We start from the raw sequence: 19626 nt of genomic DNA, 5'->3' as shown, positions 1-19626 counted from the left end.
AGAAGGCAATGGCCAAGACCCCGAGCGGCAAAATACATCCGAAGTTGCGAATGGTCGGAAATGCAAATTTCGAAGTCAACCAGATCCGAGCGGAACTGTCATCGACCCTTTGCTTGCCTGCTTCAGTACCAACAAGCTCGCAATGCCGAGGTGAAGGCGCCGTTCCCATCGCACCCAATTCCAGTGCACCCATCGTCGCCGTCACCAGGAACTGGGAGCCGGACAAGCGAACGCTGGTGAACGTGTTCGTCGATCTGCGGAATCCTTCGGTGCCTGCCATTCCCGGAGAAAAGCACCGAAAGGGCAGCATTGCGCTCGCCGAAATTGCCGTCGCGGACGTCCAGAAGATTGCCGCGAGGAAAGGCGTCGCAATGGTCTCGCCGTCCGAGTCCCTGAAGTTTTCCGAGCCCGTCCAATCGGGCGATGTGGCTGAAAACAACGCTCAGAAGGCACCCGCCCTGCCGAAGGGGGCCAGGCAGGGGCCGGTCCTCGTCGGAATCGTGGACGTTCAAGGTTTCGATTTCGCCCACGAAGATTTCCTTGCGCCGCTGCAGGCTGGAGGCAAGGCCACCCGCTTTGTCCGAATTTGGGATCAAGGCGGCCGGTCGCGGAAACCGCCTCAATACCTCGGCAAAGGCGGCAAGCCCAGATTTGACTATGGGTCGGAAATTCGCGCCGATCACATGAACAAGGCGCTTGCGGACAGCGCCGCGACAAAATTGCCGGCGGTCGATCTGGAGCCGCAATCCCAAACCATCCCCGGATCGCACGGAACGCATGTTGCAAGTATCGCCGCCGGGAATAGCGGCGTCTGTCCGTATGCCTTCATCGCCGGGGTCTTGATCGCTCTGCCCGCCTCGGACCTCGACCGCCGCAAGTCCTTCTACGATTCAAGCCGGCTCGTCGACGCTATCGAATATCTCATCGATGTTGCCGAAGAACTCGGAAAAACAGAGAACAATGGCAGCCCGCTGCCGATATCCATCAACGTCAGCCTGGGTACCAACGGGGATGCGCATGATGGCAGCAGCCCGCTTTGCCGCTGGATCGAGAACTCGCTCTCGATCTCCGGCCGCTGCGTCACGGTGGCAGGCGGCAATGCCGGCCAGTCCGCGCCGTTGACCGCCGGCGATCTGGGCTTTGTGATGGGCCGGATACACACGGCCGGAAAAATTGCTTCTCGCGGACTCGAGACGCGTCTCGAGTGGACCGTTATCGGCAACGGACGATCGGATATTTCGGAGAATGAGCTCGAAATCTGGTACAGCGGTCAGGACCGCTTCCGGGTTTGGCTGCAGCCGCCGGATTCCAGTGAATGGATCGGGCCGGTCGACGAACGGCAATATATTGAGAACAGGCAACTGCCGGACAGTACCTTCGTCAGCATCTACAACGAGATCTATCATCCGGTAAACGGTTGCAATCAGATTGCGATTTACCTCTCGCCCTACCTGAAGCGCGGCCAGGTGATCGGCGTCGCGTCCGGCATATGGACGGTTCGCCTTGAAGGGACGGACATACGTGACGGACGCTTCCATGGATGGATTGAGCGCGATGATCCGGCGCCGGTGGGAAAAATCGGAACCCGGGAAGCGTGGAGGTTTCCATCGTTCTTCTCGGAACGGACCAACGTACCGGTGTCGCAGATCAGCTCGCTCGCCTGCAGCCCGCGCGTCATCTCGGTGGCTAATCTCGATTTGCGCAAGAGCCGAATTCACGCGACGAGCAGCCAGGGACCAACCCGCGATGGCCGCCTCAAGCCCGACATCGCGGCGGCGGGAACCGACATTGTCGCTGCAAAGGGATTTTCCGGTGCGAGCAATGAATGGATTGCCCTGACGGGCACCAGCATGGCGAGCCCGTATGTTGCCGGCATCGCCGCGACCATGCTCTCGTTATCGCCGCAGCTCAATGCGGCGCAAATCGGCAGCATCATCCAACGAACCGCGCGGCCTCTGCCCGGCAAGACGTTCGACTGGGCCAATGATGCGGGGTTTGGCGTAATCGACCCACAAGCATGCCTCGATGAAACGCTGAAGGCGAGTCGGCGACAAGACATCACGGACATTCCGACAAGCTAGTTTTTCGTTCAATGTTTGGAGCGCGACGCCATGGAACTCAGGGTTTTTCATTCCGACAAGGGCGACTGCTTGCTCATCAAAGGCAGCGGCGGCGGCAAGATATTGAGCGACGGTGGGATGCGGGAAAGCTTCGTGAATCATGTCGCCGCGCATCTCGCCGAGGAAGACGCCATTGACCTGCTGTGCGTCTCCCATGTCGACGACGATCACATCGGCGGCGTGCTCGAACTGCTCGACAATGCGATGGCCTGGAAAGTCTTCAGGCATCATCAGGCTTCAGGCGACAACGAATTCAATGAGCCGGACGTGCCGGAACCGCCGAAGATAAAGCGAATCTGGCACAACGCCTTTCACGATCAGATCGGACAGAACGCCGGAGAGATCAGCGACATGCTTGCGGCCATGGTCCCTATTCTCGCCGACGTCGACGACGACCAGCTCCGCGACGCTGCCCTGGAAAACCAGGCCATCGTGTCGAGCAACAAGCAGGCAATAAAGGTGTCCCAGCGCGTCAGCGCCGAACAGCTCGACATCCCGCTGAACGAGAATCAGAAGCTGATCATGTTTCGGAGCAACAATGCGACCGTCGCGTTCGGCAGCCTCAAATGCAGGATTGTCGCGCCGTTCGAAGAGGATCTGGACGCCTTCAGAGACGTTTGGAACGACTGGCTTCGCGACAACCGGGAGACGGTCAGGAAGCTGCGCGACCAGGCCAGGAGGGATGCCGGCGAACTTGAGGAAAATGTCGACACGATCCTGGGGCCTGCCTTCGCCGCGACCCAGCTGGGCGACAGGACAAAAGTCACGCCGCCCAATCTGGCGTCCATCATGCTTTATGTCGAAGACGGCAATACCACGCTCCTGCTCACCGGTGACGGACACGCGAATGACGTGATCAAGGGGCTGGACAAGCTCGGCCTCCTCGAGAACGGCAAGCTGCACGTCGACATTCTGAAGGTTCCGCATCACGGTTCTGAGAAGAATACGACCAAGGAATTCGCCAGGAATATCACGGCCGACAATTACGTATTCTGCGGCAATGGATTCAGCGGAAACCCCGAGCCCATCGTTCTCGATGCCATTTTCAACGCGCGCTCCAACGACGGAACGAACAGGAAATTCAAGTTCTGGTTCAACAGCTCGAAGGAAAGCGAAACGAAGCAGGATCGCCTGAAGCACATGAAAGCGATCGAGGACAAGGTCAGGACTCTGCGCGATCAGGACAACCGACTGCAGTTCTTCTTCCTCGGGGAGGCGGACTTTTTCGATTTCACTCCCTGACTGGCGGTCATGCGTCAGATAGTAGGCCTCACCAGCCTCGGCCCCGTATCTAAAGCAAGACGAGATCAGGTTGAGGTGGCGCCGAATCGGAAGTTCACCTCTCCCCGCTGGGGAGAGGTGGACCGAACCCGCGGTCAGGTCGATTCATCCCAATCTCATCGCGCCTTAGGCCACGGCCTGCCGTTTGCGCGAGGCATGCGATGGCCATGCGAGATCGGCGAGCGGTGCGGGCTTGCTGAAGACATAGCCTTGACCGAGAGAAATTCCGAGCAGGCGGATCTTGTCCAGCTGTTCCTCGGTCTCGATGCCTTCAGCAACGATGGACAGGTGCAGCGTCCTGGCAAGCTGAACGATCGAGCTCAGCACAGCAAGCGTCTCGGGGCGGCCGATCCGGTCGACAAATGACTTGTCGATCTTGACCTTGTTGAATGGGAAGGCGGTTAGATAGGACAATGACGAATAGCCGACGCCGAAATCATCGAGGGCAATGGAAACACCGAGCCTCTGCAGGCGCTGCAGCGTCTTGAGAGTCTCCTGGCTGTCGGCCAGGAAGACGCTCTCGGTGATCTCGAGCTCCAGCCGTTTCTCGGGAAGGCCGCTGTCGGAGAGTGCGAACATCACGGAATCGACGACGTCGCTCGTGGCAAATTGCACGGCCGACAGGTTCACCGCCACCTTGATGTCGTCAGGCATCGTCATGGCGTCACGACACGCCCTGGCGAGCACCAGCTTGCCAAGCTCGACGATCAGGCCGCCTTCCTCGGCCACCGGGATGAATTCGGTCGGGGAGACGAAGCCCCTGGTCTTGTGGCGCCAGCGCGCGAGCGCTTCGACGGATTTGGTCCGGCCCGTGCCGAGCTCGATCACCGGCTGGTAGTAGACCTCGATCTCCTCGCGCCAGATCGCCTCGCGAAGCTCGATTTCGAGGATGTTGCGCTCGTCGGCTTCGGCCTTGAGTTCGGGCGAATAGATGTTGAAGCAGTTGCGCCCGGCATTCTTCGATTGGTACAGCGCGAGATCGGCGTTGCGCAGAATCTCGTCGATCAGCGTGCCATGCTCGGGGACCACGGCAATGCCGATGCTGCATCCGATCACGATCGGATGGCCGGCTATGTCATAGGGCGCGGAGATCGCATTGATCAGTCGCCCTGCAAGCGCCGCTGCATCTTCGTGAAGCAAGCCCTGGCCCAGATTGACGATCAGCGCGAATTCATCTCCGCCGATCCGGGCTGCCGTATCGGTCGCGCGGATCTCGGTCTTGATCCGGCCGGCAACCTGCTTGAGCAGCGCATCGCCGGACTGATGGCCGAGCGCGTCGTTGACGGGCTTGAACTTGTCGAGGTCGAGCAGCAGCACGGCGAAAGGCGTGTTGAGGCGGCGATACCCTGCCAGCGTTTCGTCGACGCGCTCCCTGAACAGGTTGCGGTTCGCAAGCCCGGTCAGGCTGTCATAGTGAGCCAGCCTCTCGATCCTGTCCTCGGAGGCCTTGCGTTCGGTGATATCCTCATGAGTGGCGATCCAGCCGCCGCCCTGGCGCCGCCCGTAGGAGATGTAGATGACGCGCCCGTCCGGGAATGTCACCGTGTTCGAGGTGTTTTCCGCGACCGCGAGCCTGTCCTTCAGATTTCGCAGGTAGCCGTCGAGGTCGGGCACGGCATCCTGCTTCGCGAACACCTCCTGGAACGTCATGCCGAGCCGGGTCTGCTCCGGCGAAAGATCATAGGCGTCCAGCCAGCGCCGATTGAATGCGATCAGGCGGTCGTTGCCGTCGAACATGCTCAGCCCCTGGGACAGGTTGCGGAGCACGTCCTCGAACTTGCTGACGGAATCGCGCAGCTCTTGTTGCGCCAGATCGAGCGCCCGCTGGCGCCGCCAGTGGAACGCGGCCGCGCCGGCGATGATGAAGGTGAGAAGTAGCGCGCCACCCAGATAGATCTTCTGTCGCGATTGATAGCGCGAATAGATCTCCTGTTCGGAAACGCCCACCGTGAAAATGAGAGGAAACAGGGACGATCTGCGCGCAGTAATCAACCTGTTGCTGCGATCCGGACGGCCCTCGCTCCAGTATTGCGTATAGTTGGTGTCCCGCAATGCGTCTTCCAGCCGGGACACGCGACGTTGGCCGAGCACCGTGCCCGGGTCTATTCCCCGCGTCGCCAGCACGACATAGTCCTGATTTCGAAGGACAAGCGTCCCTCCTGTTCCGAGCTTTGCGGTGTCGTAGAAATTGCCGACCAGGTCGACACTGATCGAGCCCACGACGACGCCGATGGAATTGTGTTCGAGGTCGAACAGCTTTCGCGCGATCTGGATGGTCCACTTGCCGGACGCGCGCCCCAACACCGGCTTGGCAACATAGAGATTGTCGCCGGATTGCCTGAGCACATTGGCGAAGTGCTCCCGGTCGCCAAGATAAAGCGGCGGTCCGGAATAACCCGTCGTCGTCTGGTGCAGGTAGCCGTCCAGTCCGATTAGCGAGAACTGAACGACATCGCCGCTCGCGATGCGCGCCCTGTCGGCCCATGATTTCAGGTCGAAGCCGGCCGGATCCTGCGCATTGAGGGCCCGCACGATCAGCAGCGACTGATCGACCCGTTCAAATATCCGTTCGGTGTTTTCCTCGAACAGCTTGGCGACGCTGTCGCCATGCGCGCGGGCTTGCTGGAGCGCATCGGTTCTTTCCGAAGAGCTGATCGCGAAGTAGCCGATCCACACCAGCGGCAGGAAGAACAAGGCGAGCTGCAGCGGGGCGCTGCGCCAAATGATCGCCGCCGCGTCGACAATGATGTTGCGGAGTTTGCTCAAAACGTTCGGCTATCCGGTCGGTGACGAAAATTGTGTCTGCAAACCACGGTGGCGGCGTTGAAAGCGAAGCCCTTGCCAAGCGACGGCGGCAACAAGGCGTTTCCTGACCGGGAGCCTAGGTCCACGTCCTTAAGGTTTGGTTCCGCAAGATTCCGATGATTTGCTTCAAAATGCCCGTGGAATTCCGGCCGCAGCGTCCCTGCGTTATCGTGATACCGGCGCGTGGCTGTTGCTGTGCGAGGCGCCGGCACGCGAGGGCTGATGTACTGCAGCGTCGGGCGCAGCATTTCACCACGAAGGGCGTGACGATCAGGAGATGAATCTGCGCCTTGGCGTCAGATGCGTTGCGGACGTCGCGTGCTAGAGATCGAGCACGACCGTTCCCGACACGGCATCGGTCACGCCGCGTCCGTTGCCCTGATCCTCGAGCACGGATCGGAAGCTGTCGAGAGTCTTGATCATCGCGGGGCGCGCCGCGGCCATCGCCTCCTGGCTCGACCAGGTGCCGATCAGGCAGAAGGTCTGCTCGCCGGTCTTGATGATGACGCCATGCGCGAGGCCCGGCCATTTGGCCTTGCCGTTGCGGTGCGCATCGAGGAAGGCGGCCTCCTCCCCCTGCTTCACCTTGAACCTGACCACATTATAAACCTGCATGATGCGTCTCCGAAAAATGGATTGAGGAAAACGGGTGTCGCTCACGGTCTCGGGCGACATATCCAAACGGTCGCCCCCGGTCGATTGTCGCCCACGAGGGCGGTGCCGTCGACGCGAATGATGTCGCAGGCGCAGGGGGGTTGAGCGATGTTCGCCTCAAAACAGCTGCACCGGCGACAGGCGGCGCGACATGTCGGCGGAGAAGCCATCGATCGGAAATGCCGGCGTCTTGTCTTCGGCCATGTCGGCGAGAATTGCGCCGATCACGGGCGCAAACTTGAAGCCGTGTCCGGAGCACGCCGACGCAACAATGATGCGGGCGTCGTGTGCGGCCCGATCGATCAGGAAATGGCCGTCAGGCGTATTCGTGTACATGCATGTCTGCATCTTCCGGAGCGGACCGTTGCCGTCAGGCATGTAGTCGGACACCATCCGCCTGATCTGCGCCTCATCATCAGGCGCCGCGTCCTGGCGCAGGGCGTCCGCGTTCTGAAGCGATCGGCCGTGCAGATGCGATGCCGCCTTCCATCCCGACTCCCTGTGGTTGGGAAAGCCGTAATAGGCATTATCCGGGGTCGCCAGCAAGAACACCGGCAAGGCCTCCGGCGTGAAGCTCGCGGCGACCTGCGGCTCGAACCAGCCCACCACCTGCCGCGAGATTTCGAGCGGAAGCGGAATATCGACCAGTTCGGTGAGCCAGGCGCCGGCGGTGACGATCACGCGCTCGGCGCTGACGCGTCCGGCGCCAAGATCGATCTCCGGATATTTCGATCCGCTTTCGATCCGCCTGACCTTCGTGCCGGCCATCAGCGTTCCGCCCAGCCGCACGGCTTCGCGGACGAAGGTCTTGATCGCCAACTCGGGGATCAGCAGGCCGCCGTCGGCTTGAAAGTGCCCGGTCCAATCATCGGGCACGTCGAACGCCGGAAATCGCATGCGGATGTCCCGTGCGTCCATCTCGTCCACGTGAAGCGAATGTTGACGCGCGGCTTCCAGCGAGCGACGGATCAGGGGCGCGCCCGGGAAACCGATCTCGACGCAGCCGATGTCGAGGAAGATGGTCTCGTCGGCGCGCTGCTGGATCTCGGCCCAGCGATGCCGCGCCTCCTGAACCAGCGGCACATAGGACGGATGCTCGAAGTAGGCGAGGCGGATGATGCGGCTTTCGCCATGCGATGACCCCCTGTCGTGACCGGGGTCGAATTGCTCGATGCCGAGCACGCGCGCGCCGCGCTTCGCCAGCTCGAAGAAGGCGGCACTGCCCATGGCGCCGAGGCCAATGACGACGGCATCATATCGATCGTTCATTCCGGCGCCTCATGATGCGCGTCTTGCATTCGGATATTGCGCGCGCCGCCACCGTAATTCCACGGAAAATCACCAAGGACAAGCGCCGATGCCGATGGCATAGAAGCCAGCGTCGTCTCACGAGCGGCGCGCTGAGCGCGCTAACGTGGAATTAATCTCATCGGTTCATAATTCACGAAAGTTGTAGATGGGTGCTGCGTAGAGGAGCCGTCGCGAGGACGTCCCAGCGACGGCTTCCCTTTGCCCGCTCATTCGAGGTCAATGCACATGACCACAACATCGGAAGTGCAAAGCCTGGCCGAACAATTCGACCCTGCTGCCCTTGCGGCCGCGGCCGCAGCCATCGCCACGGCATCCGAACCTGCAGCTGTCGAGGCTGCAATGCCGACCAGGAAGGCCAGCCGCAAATCGGTCCTCGTCCTGTCGGTGTGCGCCTTGGCCATCAATGGCACGGCGGCCATCTATGCATGGCGGTCTGAGTTGCCGTTGCCGGATGTCAGCCGTCTGGCCGAGCTGCTTCCGCACCAGAAAGCGTCCACGCCAACGCCGGATCCGGTCGTTGCCGCCTTGAAGGATGTTCAATCGGCTCAGCAGCAACACACGGCTTCGCTGCAGCAGAACAATCAATCACTGCAGCAAAACACCGCTCTGCTGCAGCAGGACTCGCTCATACTCTTGTCGCTCCGACAGAGCATAACGGACGAGCGGGTCGATGTGAGGAAGATATCCGCGCAGCTTTCCACGCTGATCGCGAAGGTCGACTCGTTGCAAGGTTCAATGATGTCGGAGATTACGTCGTCCATCCGACGAGGGCACGCCTACCGGCTGGCGCTGCGCAAACGAATGACCCGGGAATCGAAACCTGCAGGGCCGGTCTCGATTGGCGGAGCTCCCCTCACTGTTCCGGCGACGACACCGGCAGCCCCGGAAAGCTGACGACCTGCCAGGGGGTGAAATCGCGACAGCCCGATTTGTGAGATCACGCCGGCGTGGACGAGCCCAAACGCTCGGCGAGGTTGGGCGGCGGCAGCCCCCGTTGAAACAGCAGCAGATCGAGCGGGGGCGGCTCCTGCTTGGTTGTGATCGACAGGCATGAGTGCGCCTGACCGCGGTGGTGCGTCTGATGATTGAAAAGATGCAGCAGGATGTCCGATAGCGGCTGTTCCTGCGGCTTCCCCGACGTTGTCTGATAGGCATGCGGCCGCGCGAGAGTTGCGTCGTCGTAACCATTGACCACTGCGATGAGGCGCGAGTCCTCGGCGAGGCGCGCCCGCGCAAGCTCCCGGCGATCCTCGTAGAGGATCCCGTCGAGACGCGTGGGCTGCTGGCCGACACCCGTGAGCCGGGTCAGCCAAAGCCTGTCGGTCAAGAGGAGGTGGTTCAGCGTCCCATGCAGGCTGCGGAAGAACACGCCTGCGTCGGCGCGATACAACTCCTCCGGCAGCGCAAGCGCCGCTTCGTAAAGCCGGGCATTGGCCCAGGAATTATAGGCAGCAAGCTGCTGGAACACATTCGGCATCGGCGGTCCTCCCGCTTGATCGGTAGCAGTTTGCGGCGGGATCGAAGCGTGAGATAGTCTCACCTGTCATCACCAGTCGATGCGGCGAGTCATGCTTCCATCGCTCAGAGGTTTGCAGGCGCTTTCTCTGCTGTCGCGGACCGGCAGTCTCACGGCAGCGGCTGATGTTCTTGGGGTCAGCCGTTCGGCCCTTTCCCATCGGGTCGCAGATCTCGAGCGCCAACTCGGCGTTACACTCATGCAGAAACGGGGGCGCAGTGTCGTCCTGACCGATGATGGCGACGCGCTCCTCGCGGTGATGGGCGACGCCCTCGACCGCATCGAGGCGGCTGTCGAACCGATCCGCCGGCGACGCTCTCAGTTGCGCATCAGCACGGTCGCGACATTGGCGTCGCACTGGTTGTTGCCGCGATTGCCGGAGTTCCGGGCCCGGCATCCCGACATCGAGGTGGCACTCACAACGACGCGTCGGGTTATCGATCTGGAGGCCGAGGATTTCGACTGCGCCATTCGACACGGATCGGGCAACTGGCCTGGACTGACCGCGACCTTGCTGTTTCGCGAGACCCTCGCTCCGGTTGCAGCGCCCGGCGCCGATCAGAACCTTAAAGGAACCTCCATCATCCGCGCCCGATCACGCTTTCGCGACTGGTCGCTTTGGTGGGCGGCATCTCAGCGGGCTGGAAAGCCAAGTGAAGGCGGCCTGGTTGTCGAGTCGCGCGCGCAAGCTCTCGAGGCGGCGCTTGCCGGCGGGGGGATTGCGATGATCGACATGGCCTATGTCGACGAGCACCTTTCCGGCCGGCGTCTACAGCTTCTCGCGCCACCGATCACGCTCGACGAGGGCTACTATCTCCTGCGCCGACCCGTTCGTCGAAATGATCGGCTCCTCGGCGCATTTGAGAAATGGATTCTTGCGGTTTCAGCGCGCTCTGCGGGCCGTCACAGTTTTCCATAGACCTGCGCTGCGACCGCCTTCAGGCGCACGACCGAGCCGGACTCCGGATGCGGCTTGACCGGCGCGAACAGGATCGAGGCCTGCCTGCCGTTCTTCCAGACATAGATGTTGACGGCGTTGCCGTTGCCCTTGGTGCAGGAATGCTCGCCGAAGGCTTCGCGGCCGAGCTCGGGTATCGCCACGTGCTTGCACGGGCCTGCGCGCTTCATCATGCCGATGACGGTGTCGCGCGACATCTCGATGACCGCGACAGTCATGGTGTTGGCCTCGCGATCGAACATCATGCAACTGCCCGCGCCGGTCCGCTGGAGCGTCAGCGTGCTCGTGTCGAGAAAGCCGTCGGCATCCGCGGCAGTGAGCCATTCGCAACTGCCGAACCGCTCGCTGGTCTTGCCCACATTGCCGATGGCAACGCGCGCGACGTCGGTGAGCGGTCCGAGCAGCGTGCCGTCGGCACGCCGGCCGACCGGATAGACGCTGATCTGCACAATGTAATCGCCGGACAGGGCGACGACCGAGGCCTCCTGGCGCTGTGCGTCGGCGGCGCTCGTTCCGCCCTGGCCTTCGTCACCGATCCCGGACACCGCGCCAAGCGGCATGCGCTCGCCGAGCGTCTTGACGAAGGTTGCGTACAATTCCCTGGCGCGGTCCTTGTCGGGATTGCGGAACACGGTCAGCATCATCGTGTCGCCGCGCCCGGCCTGGTAGATGCAGCCGCGGCCGTCCTGATTTGAAATCAGCGACCATTTGATCGCCGGCATCGCGCCGGCGAGCGCCTGAGCGCCGATGAACGGGCAGGTTTCAGCAGCGCGCGCGGGAGGCACCGGGACGGCTGCGATTGCAAGGAAGAGAGCGAAAGAGGAGAAGAGACGATCAATCATGCGCATGGGATCGTTGACTACCGCAAATGGCGCACCCGACACGATTCGAACGTGTGAGCCTTGCCTTCGGAGCAAGATAACGTGCCCGTTCGCAAAAAGCGATAGGGCAAGCAACTGGGTGGACAGAGGAGAGCCTTCGCCCGGCCGCCCGCAATGCGAAGCGTGCACACGTGCATACAAAGCCGGAAGGAAGAGCAGGCAAGCAATGATCGTCGCAATCAAGTGCGGGCTTGGTCCTCAAGCCCGTGCAGCATTTCGCTAGCCCGCTTGAAATCGGGCGTATCGTGCCCTTCGGTGAACCTGTCGCAAGTCGATCTTAGCAATTTCTGCGCTTGGTCACGCTTGCCATTGTGACCCCACAAATTGGCGAGATGGATAGCAGTGCGCAATTCGAGGGCCTTGGCGCCTTGCAAGGACGCGAACTCCAGGGAGCGCTTCAATCCTGCTTCGACCGCTTCTTCGGCTTGGCCCGTTTCCCGCATCAGCAGCGCGCGGTTCAGAAGCAGGCGATCCATATAGAAGAATTCGCCGATGTTTGACGCGACGTGAATCGCCCTTTCTACTTCGCTCAGACCTTCCTGATATCTTCCGGTCATCAAGTGGATTTCGGCGATAACCCCGTAGGCGCGCGATAGAAGAATTTGGTTTCCGGTCCGCTGCAGTAAGCCGGTGCCCTCCGTTGCAAGCGCAAGACCTTCTTCCGCTTTGCCAGAGTATGCCAATGCCCAGCCGCGATAGATCAGTCCCATCGCGCGCGGCAGCGGAAGTCCGTATTGCTCGGCGAGGTTTAGGAGTTCCGCCGTGTTTGCAGTCACGCCGAAAACATCACTGCGTGTCATCTGCGATTCAATGACGAACCAAAGGCCGTGCATAAGCGTGGGCTCATGGTTGAGCCTCCGGGCCAACGCCAGGGCCTGATCGCCCCGGTCCTTTGCTTGTGCCGCATAACCGAGACTCGAACAGAGTTGTGAAGCGATCGCCAAGCCGCAAACGGCGGGGTCGTGCCCGAGATACAAGAACCGGTGATGCGCGTGGCGCTGCTCATCATAAAGCGCCAATCCGGCATCGATATGTCCGAGAGCGTCCTTCATTGCCCCTCGGCCCCACCGCACGGGCCACGCGGTATGATGTGCTTGCAGCAATACCTCCTGACTGTCCAGATCCCGAGCAATCCTGTGCAGATCGCGTGACACTTTCTCCGCTGCATCGAGCCGGCCATTGGCATAGTGGAAGAGCCAGAGGTTTGCGATAGAGGGTGCGACCTCCTGTGAACTGTCGAGCTGATGGCCCACTTCAGTGGCCCGTTCGACAACTTCGCCGACTTCGGTCGCACCCCAGCCATAAACGCTCATCAACGCCGGCGCGAGCTGCGACAGGATCGCGAGCTCGATGCCAAGGCGGTCACTCGCTTGTGGATGCCGCTCCAGCAGGGCCAGCGCGCGACGAAAGTGGGCCGCCGCTTCGCGATTGTTCGCCCTACGAGCACATTGTTCTCCTGCCTTCCGCCAATAGGCTATCGCTTCGGCCGGTCGGCCGGCTTGCTGCAGATGAAAGGCGACGATCTCCGGCGCAGCGCTGTCGGCGGTTCCCCTGGACAGCATTGCAGTGGCGATGCGTGCATGGATATCCCGCCTCGAAGTCCGGAGAAGCGTGGAATAAGCGGCATCCTGCACAAGGGCATGCTTGAAAAGGAAGGTGGCCTCGGGAAGCGATGCGCTCTGGAGGATCAGTTCCTTCTCGACCAGCCGGGCAAGTGCATCCTCCAGGTAGACGGGAGGGCGCTGCGACGCCGCCGCAAGAAGATTGTATGAAAACTCGCGTCCGATCGCCGCGCCAAGCTGGGCGATCTCCTTTGCTGGCTTTCCCAGACGGTCAAGACGTCCAATCAACGAGGCCTGCAAAGTTGAAGGGATACGACGGTCCGGTGCCGACGGGGTGGAGCCGTTCCTGACGACATTGGCGTCTCCGACTTCGAGCACAGCTCGTGTCACCTGCTCGAGGAACAGCGGCACACCGTCCGACCGATCGATGATTTCCTGCACCACTCCCTCGGAGAGCGGCGCATTGGTGCGTTCGATCTGCCGTACCAGGGTGACCGAGTCTTCCGGCGAAAGCCGCGGCAGCGGCAGCGATGTCACGTGAGATTGGCCTGCCCAGGACGATTGAAACTCTGTTCGGGATGTGACGAGCGCCAGAACCGGCAATTGCCGCATCTGCCGAACGGCGAGATCCAGCCATTCGCGCGAGGTCGGGTCGATCCAATGGACATCCTCAAAGATTAGCAAGACCGGCTGGCGCCTTGCCGCGCCAACCACGTAACGCAAAAGAGCGTCCAACGTCTTTTCTTTCGTACGCTGCGGTGAATAGTCCATTGCACGGTCGTCGTCGGACCGCGGCAGCGCGAGCAACTCTGCAATCAAATGGACATCCTCGGCCACGTCTGAGCTGGACGTGAGGAGCGTTTCAATCTTGTTGCGCTTGGCCTCTGGAGTATCTTCATGTTTGAAGCCGGCCGCCCGTTCCAGGCAGGCGATGATGGGGAAGAGCGCGCTGTCGCGAGTGTGGGGCGCACAAAAAAATTGCAGAATGGTGTGGGGCTCGGACCGAAGCTGCTCGGCGAATGTCGCCACGAGATGCGACTTTCCCAGTCCCGCCTCGGCCGAGACCTGAACCACGCGGGTCTCACCACTTTTTGCCAATCGCCAGTAACGTTTGAGCAGTTCGATTTCTGCCTCGCGCCCGACGAACGTCATCGTGCCTGCGTGAAGAGCTTCGAACCGGCTTTCAGCTGCGCCGGCCCGCAGCACTGCCCATGACGTCACAGGTTTCGGAATGCCTTTGAGGTCCTTTGCTTCGAGTTCTTCAAGATCAAACAGCCTGCCGAGTTGCTCTCGGGTGCTTTCGGCGATGACAACCATTCCGGGCTCTGCCACGCCTTGCAATCGCGCCGCCAGATTCGGTGTTTCGCCGACGATGCCGCGTTCGCGCGCTTCGTCTGTCTCGATCAGATCGCCGACGACGACCATGCCGGTTGCGATGCCTACGCGCGTTTGCAATGCGACCAGCGTCTTGAGTTCACACACCGCCGCGACAAGCTCCAACCCCGTCCGAACGGCGCGCTCCGCGTCCTCTTCATGGGCTTCCGGATAGCCAAAGTAGGCGAGCACGCCATCCCCCATGTATCGGGCAACAAATCCACCAGAGCGGCGGATGATCTGCGTCACGCAATTCTGGTAAGATGAGATGATTTCTCTGAGATCTTCCGGGTCCAGGCGCGTGGAGAGGGCTGTCGAGCCTACCATATCGGAAAACAATACTGTGACCTGGCGGCGCTCGGCGATCTCCCGTGGTTGCGGCTCGGACGGGCTGGCGGGTGCGGGCGATGCTGGTGCGATTGCGGGCCGGCCAACCGCCGCGAGTATTTTCCGTCGATGTCCGAGGAGAATGCCAAGCTCCTTAAGATCCTGATCAGTCAGATGCGGAAGCACCGAGATGTCGATGCCATTCTCGACGAAGCGCTGCGAGTACTCGGACAGGCCGATATCTTCCAGCCACTCGGCGATATGCTGCATCTCCGTCCCCATGTCGGTAGCCGGGCTCGATCGACCGTTCCAGCCATCTAACGACGATGCGAGTAGCCAAGCAATCGAGGTCGCGCGCCAAATCGATCCAACATGACAGCACTACTTACTTTTCAGCTTCAGCTGTCTGGGTGCGGATATTCAGCAGAGAAGTCAGGCACCGCATCCGCGATCCAATACCAGCGGCTCTCCTTGCGATAGCGCCTGCAGAATTCTATTGCGTGAGCCCGCTGCAGATCGTCGCTGCGCGCTTTTGGTCTCCCAGCACATCGACTGGCTGACGGGGAAAGCCTCCCACAGGCAAATTCAGCTTTACTTCAGAATATGAAGTAGATAGTATTATATCTATAGTAAGCGGCAGGGAGCCATGCGCCTGGCGGGCGGCCGTCTTTGCGAAGCGATTGCCGCATTTGATCTTTCCGCGCGCATCTGCGCTCGAGACCCCGTTGTTTGCGCCCCGGCTTGCCGCGGGGCGCGGGGGATGCGGTGTCGGCGCATCTGCTCGCCTTTTCCGAAGCGCCGGTCGGCACTGGAAGGAGGAGATGATGGCGGTAACTGAAGCGGATAGCGGGGTGTTGTCCAAGAGCAGCTTCTGGATGGGAGTCGCGGCTTATCTCGTGCCGACATTTGCGATAGCGTATGTCTGGCACCTGGTCCTGTTCGCGCCGACCTACGACGCGCTCGGGATATATCGTCCTGATCCCATCATTCCTTTCGGCTTCGTTTCCATGGTGATTCAGGGAATCATCTTCTCTTGGGCCTATCCGCGGCTCTTTCCCGCGCGGGGCAGCGCCACCTTCAGGCCGGGCGTTGCCTACGGGCTGGCGCTTGCCGTGCTGTCGTGGTCGTTCACGACGCTGGCCGTTGCCGCCAAGAGCATCATGAGCTCCGTCCCGCTCTATGTGCTGCTGGAGACGGGGTTTACGCTGCTCCAGTTCGCAATTGTCGGACCGCTGATTGCGCTCGCCTATCGAAACTGAGGACGGAGAGACGAGATGCCGAAATACGTCATCGCCTATCTCGGCGGCAAACAGACGGCGAACCCACAAGAGCGGGCGGCGCAGATGGCCAAATGGAAAGCGTGGGTCGATGGACTGGGCGACCGCATGATCAACCCTGGGATGCCACTCGGGCAGGGCAAGCTTGTAACCTCGAATGCCGTGTCCGAGCGCGGGCCGAACCATTTGACCGGATTTTCGATCGTGCTTGCCGACAACATGGACGCGGCGCTCGACATCGCGCAGCGTTGTCCGTTTCTCGAGATCGGGACGATCGAGATCGCCGAAGCGATGGAGATGCGCTGAAGACCGGTGGATCGCCGCGATCGGTGGATTGACCAGACCAAGCGGAGCAGTCATGTCATCTGAATGAGCGGAGCTCGCTATAATCAGTTTTGCGCGCTCGCGCGCGCGGCCGAAATTGTCGGCGAGCGCTGGACGTTGCTGATCATCCGCGAACTGTTGCTCGCGCCGAGGCGGTTCGGCGACCTTCGCGAACGTCTCGGCGACATCAGTCCGGCGCTTTTGACGGATCGGCTCAATGCCTTGATGGAGGCGGGCGTCGTGCAGCGTGTGGTGCTGCCGGCCCCGTTCAACGCCCAGGTCTATGAGCTCACCGGAACAGGCCGCGCGATCCAGCCCGCGATTCGCGAGCTGATCCGTTGGGGTGGGCGTTTTCTGTTTCCCATGCGCACGGGCGAAACCTTCGAGCCGGACTGGGTGTTGCTCGCACTCGAAGCGATTGCGAGCCGCACGGCAGTGCGGCAATGCCGCATCGGTTTGCGTATTCCGTACCCGGATGGAACGACGGGATTCATCATCGAGGGCGGTCCCGCGGGGACCAGTATTGCCAAAGGCGAAAGTTCCGGGATCGCAGCGATCGAGGCGCGCTTCGACGTCCTGCTACAGATATTGGGAAGACATCTGCCGCTTGACGATGCCGTCGCCAGTGGGGCAGCCAAGATCGAGGGGAGCGTCCATACACTACGCAAGCTGCCAAGCCTGTTTGAGCTTGCGACAGCAAAGCGTTGATGGCTGCGTGCGCGTCAGCCGCCGTTCGCGACGACTTTCTTTCCAGATAGCTTGCTCGCTCGAATGTGGCAGGACTCGAGTTTCGATTCGAGCGCGGATAATGCTCTGCAAGACACCAATTTGGCGCACCCGACACGATTCGAACGTGTGACCTTTGCCTTCGGAGGGCAACGCTCTATCCAGCTGAGCTACGGGTGCGTGCGGGGTTCATTTAGCTGATTGGCCTGCTCCGGGCAACGGCTTTGCGGGGCCGGTTGGGGCAGGCAATTGGGCCCGAACGGCCAGGTCCGACGTGCGAATCGTGCCGGATCGCGCTTGCCGGGAGAGTCGACGCCGTGTGGGCGGCCCGCGCCGGCTGCCTCTCACTGCGGCCTCGAAGAAGGCGGCCCGCGCCGGCCGCAACGGCGCTTGGCTGCATGCTGCAGCGCTTCCATTGGCAGGAGTCGCGGCCAGTTGGCGCATGGACGCGTGTTCATACTGCTCGCCGTGACGGCAGGGCGGCGCTAACATCCGCTGAAATCGTCGGGTTGGATGTCGCCAATGAACGAAGCCGGCGCGACATTTGCGTTGGGAAACGTGCTGGAGGATTTTGCGCTGTTCCAGACCCTCAGTCCGGAACAGCGGCTGAAGGCGTTCAAAGCCATGATCCGCCTGGATCTGGTGCGTGGGCAAATGCTCGTCGCCCAGGGCGGCGCGTCGGACTCGTTGTTCATGGTGCTGCATGGCGCGCTGGCTGTGCGCAGGAAGGGTGACCTCGAGCCGATTGCGGAGCTTCGCGCCGGCGAGCTGGTCGGAGAAATCGGCTTCTTCGGCAATGTCCCGCGCACCGCCGACGTGATCGCGATCCGCGACAGCAGCGTGCTTGCGCTGACGCGCACCGCATATGAGGCGCTCTCCAGGGATGCCCCGGCGATCGTCGAGGCGCTGCTCGGGGCGCTGGCGCGCCGCTTCGCCAAGGAGACTGCGCGTCTGTTGCCGATCCGCGCCTCACCGAAGGCGCGAACGGTCGCGCTGATCGACGGCGGCCGCGAGATCGTGCCCGATGTCTTCGATCGCCGCATGCGTGACGGGCTCGCCGCCACCGATGCCGAGATCGTCGATCCCGCCCGGGTCGGTGCGATGTTTCCCGGTCGCGCCCTCGACGCACCGGAAGTATCCGACTGGCTCAACAGGCTCGAGCACGCCGCGCCGCTGGTGATCTATCTCGGCGGGCGCGATGCGCCCATATGGGTGCGCAAGGCGATCCGCCAGGCCGACATGGTCGTGTTCGCCTGCCGCGGCGATGCGCCCACGGGACCGCTGACGGAGGTCGAGGCCTTCGCCTGCGAGGTTCATCCGTCGTCGGCACGCCGCATCGTGCGCATTCATGACCGGCGCAGCAGTCACGTCAGCGGGACCACGGCCTGGCTCGCCCGGCTGCCGTGCCTCATGCACCACCACGTCGCGCTGGAGGATCGGGTTGACATCGACAGCCTGATCCGCTTCCTGTCCGGCCGCGCGATCGGCTTCGTGGCCGCCGGCGGTGGCAGTTTTGGCACGGCGCATGTCGGCATCTACAAGGCGTTTCGCGAGCGCGGCGTGACGTTCGACATCTTTGTCGGCACCAGCGTCGGCTCCGCCATGGTGGCGGGGTTTGCCAAGAATCACGAGGCGGAGCATCTCGAGCGCGGCACGCACGAGATCTTCGTCACGAGCCGCAGCTTCCGGCGGCCCACCTGGCCGCGCTATTCGCTATTGGATCACAAGGCGTTCGATCGTGCGCTCGCCAATCAGTACGGCCGCGACGTCCGGATCGAGGATTGCTGGCGGCCGTTCGCGGCGGTCGCAACCAATCTGTCGACCCATAGTCTGGAGCTGATCCGCTCGGGGCCGCTCTGGAAGGCGGTGCGCGCGTCAAGCGCCATTCCCGGACTGTTGCCGCCGTTTTATACGGCCGAGGGCGCGATGCTGGTCGATGGTTGCCTGATCGACAACGTGCCGCTGGCACCGATGCATCAGCTCAAGAGCGGCCCCAATCTCGTCGTGCATTTCGGCGAGCCCGCGGCCGAGATGTTCGACGTCGCCTATGACGAGCTGCCCGGGCGGTTCGAGCTGTTCGCCGCCATGCTGACGCCGTTCCGCAAGAAGCTGCTTCCGGCCGCGCCGAGCGCGGTCAACGTGCTGTGGCGCAGTCTCGTCGCCCATCAGCGTTACGATACCTTGCCGACCGCGCCGTTCGATCTGGTGATGCGGCCGCCGCTGTCGCCCGATATCGATGTGACGGACTTCGACCGTCATACGGAGATTTTCGACACATCCTATCTTTGGGCGCGAGAGGCCATCGCTGCGCTCGAGGCCGAAGGCAATTCGGCGATATCAGCCATCCTGTCGTCCAGCCGGCCGGCGACTGAGCAACCGCGCCATGCTGCCGAGCTTGCTCGCAGCGTCCGATCCGGTTGAGCGACGGGCGCGTTGTGAGCGATTGTCGCCAGCGATGCAGGCGGTAGACTGTCTCGATCAAGGCCGTCCAACGGCTGCTTCTCGGGGAG

General features: G+C 61.9%; 14 protein-coding genes and 1 tRNA gene. 8 read left to right on the top strand and 7 right to left on the bottom strand.

All coding sequences use genetic code 11. From position 1 onward, the window contains the following. The first annotated feature begins 8 nt into the window (after nt 1-8). Nucleotides 9-2081, top strand: a complete 2073-nt coding sequence (locus tag JQ604_RS33415) for a S8 family serine peptidase (protein ID WP_212364980.1) — start codon at nt 9-11, stop codon at nt 2079-2081. A gap of 30 nt (nt 2082-2111) precedes the next feature. Further along, entirely contained in the window at nt 2112-3362 is a 1251-nt protein-coding gene (locus JQ604_RS33410) for an MBL fold metallo-hydrolase (protein ID WP_212364979.1), read from the top strand. 165 nt (nt 3363-3527) lie between these two features. On the opposite strand, the gene JQ604_RS33405 is transcribed toward JQ604_RS33410, so the two are convergent. The 3 genes from JQ604_RS33405 to solA all read right to left on the bottom strand — a co-directional run bounded on the left by JQ604_RS33405 (nt 3528) and on the right by solA (nt 8129). Continuing rightward, the gene (locus JQ604_RS33405) at nt 3528-6167 is read right to left on the bottom strand and encodes a bifunctional diguanylate cyclase/phosphodiesterase (protein ID WP_212364978.1); all 2640 of its coding nucleotides are present in this window, start codon (nt 6165-6167) and stop codon (nt 3528-3530) included. A 360-nt stretch (nt 6168-6527) separates the two neighbouring features. Then, entirely contained in the window at nt 6528-6821 is a 294-nt protein-coding gene (locus tag JQ604_RS33400) for a DUF718 domain-containing protein (protein ID WP_212364977.1), read from the bottom strand. Between the two features lie 156 nt (nt 6822-6977). Then, nucleotides 6978-8129, bottom strand: a complete 1152-nt coding sequence (gene solA / locus JQ604_RS33395) for an N-methyl-L-tryptophan oxidase (protein WP_212364976.1) — start codon at nt 8127-8129, stop codon at nt 6978-6980. A gap of 261 nt (nt 8130-8390) precedes the next feature. Here solA and JQ604_RS33390 point away from each other — a divergent pair, with 261 nt between their 5' ends. Then, a complete protein-coding gene (locus JQ604_RS33390) occupies nt 8391-9065 on the top strand; it encodes a hypothetical protein (protein WP_212364975.1) in 675 nt (224 codons plus the stop codon). Nucleotides 9066-9108: 43 nt separating this feature from the next. Here the strand turns inward: JQ604_RS33390 and JQ604_RS33385 are convergent, their stop codons facing one another. Next, on the bottom strand, nt 9109-9648 hold the full coding sequence (locus JQ604_RS33385) for a DinB family protein (protein ID WP_212364974.1): 540 nt from the start codon (nt 9646-9648) through the stop codon (nt 9109-9111). A 91-nt stretch (nt 9649-9739) separates the two neighbouring features. Between JQ604_RS33385 and JQ604_RS33380 the strand changes: the two genes are divergently transcribed. Then, nucleotides 9740-10606, top strand: coding sequence for a LysR substrate-binding domain-containing protein (locus JQ604_RS33380; RefSeq protein ID WP_249159054.1), 867 nt, complete (start codon nt 9740-9742; stop codon nt 10604-10606). Here JQ604_RS33380 and JQ604_RS33375 read toward each other — a convergent pair. Beyond that, nucleotides 10591-11493: a hypothetical protein gene (locus JQ604_RS33375; protein WP_212364972.1), complete on the bottom strand. Its 903-nt coding sequence runs from the start codon at nt 11491-11493 to the stop codon at nt 10591-10593. The two genes, JQ604_RS33380 and JQ604_RS33375, sit on opposite strands and share 16 nt — an antisense overlap. A gap of 212 nt (nt 11494-11705) precedes the next feature. Continuing rightward, nucleotides 11706-15059, bottom strand: a complete 3354-nt coding sequence (locus JQ604_RS33370; RefSeq protein WP_212364971.1) for an adenylate/guanylate cyclase domain-containing protein — start codon at nt 15057-15059, stop codon at nt 11706-11708. A 554-nt stretch (nt 15060-15613) separates the two neighbouring features. On the opposite strand from JQ604_RS33370, the gene JQ604_RS33365 reads away from it, so the two are divergent. The 3 genes from JQ604_RS33365 to JQ604_RS33355 all read left to right on the top strand — a co-directional run bounded on the left by JQ604_RS33365 (nt 15614) and on the right by JQ604_RS33355 (nt 17098). Further along, entirely contained in the window at nt 15614-16048 is a 435-nt protein-coding gene (locus JQ604_RS33365; protein WP_212364970.1) for a hypothetical protein, read from the top strand. A 15-nt stretch (nt 16049-16063) separates the two neighbouring features. Beyond that, complete coding sequence (locus tag JQ604_RS33360; protein ID WP_212364969.1) at nt 16064-16372, top strand: YciI family protein; 309 nt, start codon at nt 16064-16066, stop codon at nt 16370-16372. Nucleotides 16373-16435: 63 nt separating this feature from the next. Next, nucleotides 16436-17098, top strand: coding sequence for a winged helix-turn-helix transcriptional regulator (locus tag JQ604_RS33355; protein ID WP_212364968.1), 663 nt, complete (start codon nt 16436-16438; stop codon nt 17096-17098). A 121-nt stretch (nt 17099-17219) separates the two neighbouring features. Here JQ604_RS33355 and JQ604_RS33350 read toward each other — a convergent pair. Next, nucleotides 17220-17296 (bottom strand) — tRNA-Arg (locus tag JQ604_RS33350). A gap of 342 nt (nt 17297-17638) precedes the next feature. Here JQ604_RS33350 and JQ604_RS33345 point away from each other — a divergent pair. Continuing rightward, nucleotides 17639-19537, top strand: a complete 1899-nt coding sequence (locus JQ604_RS33345; RefSeq protein WP_212364967.1) for a patatin-like phospholipase family protein — start codon at nt 17639-17641, stop codon at nt 19535-19537. The last annotated feature ends 89 nt before the right edge of the window (nt 19538-19626 follow it).

This window comes from Bradyrhizobium jicamae (assembly GCF_018130695.1).
Lineage (GTDB): Bacteria > Pseudomonadota > Alphaproteobacteria > Rhizobiales > Xanthobacteraceae > Bradyrhizobium > Bradyrhizobium jicamae_B.
Note: the sequence above shows the minus strand (reverse complement) of the source record. Positions and strands in the feature narration are given on the sequence as shown.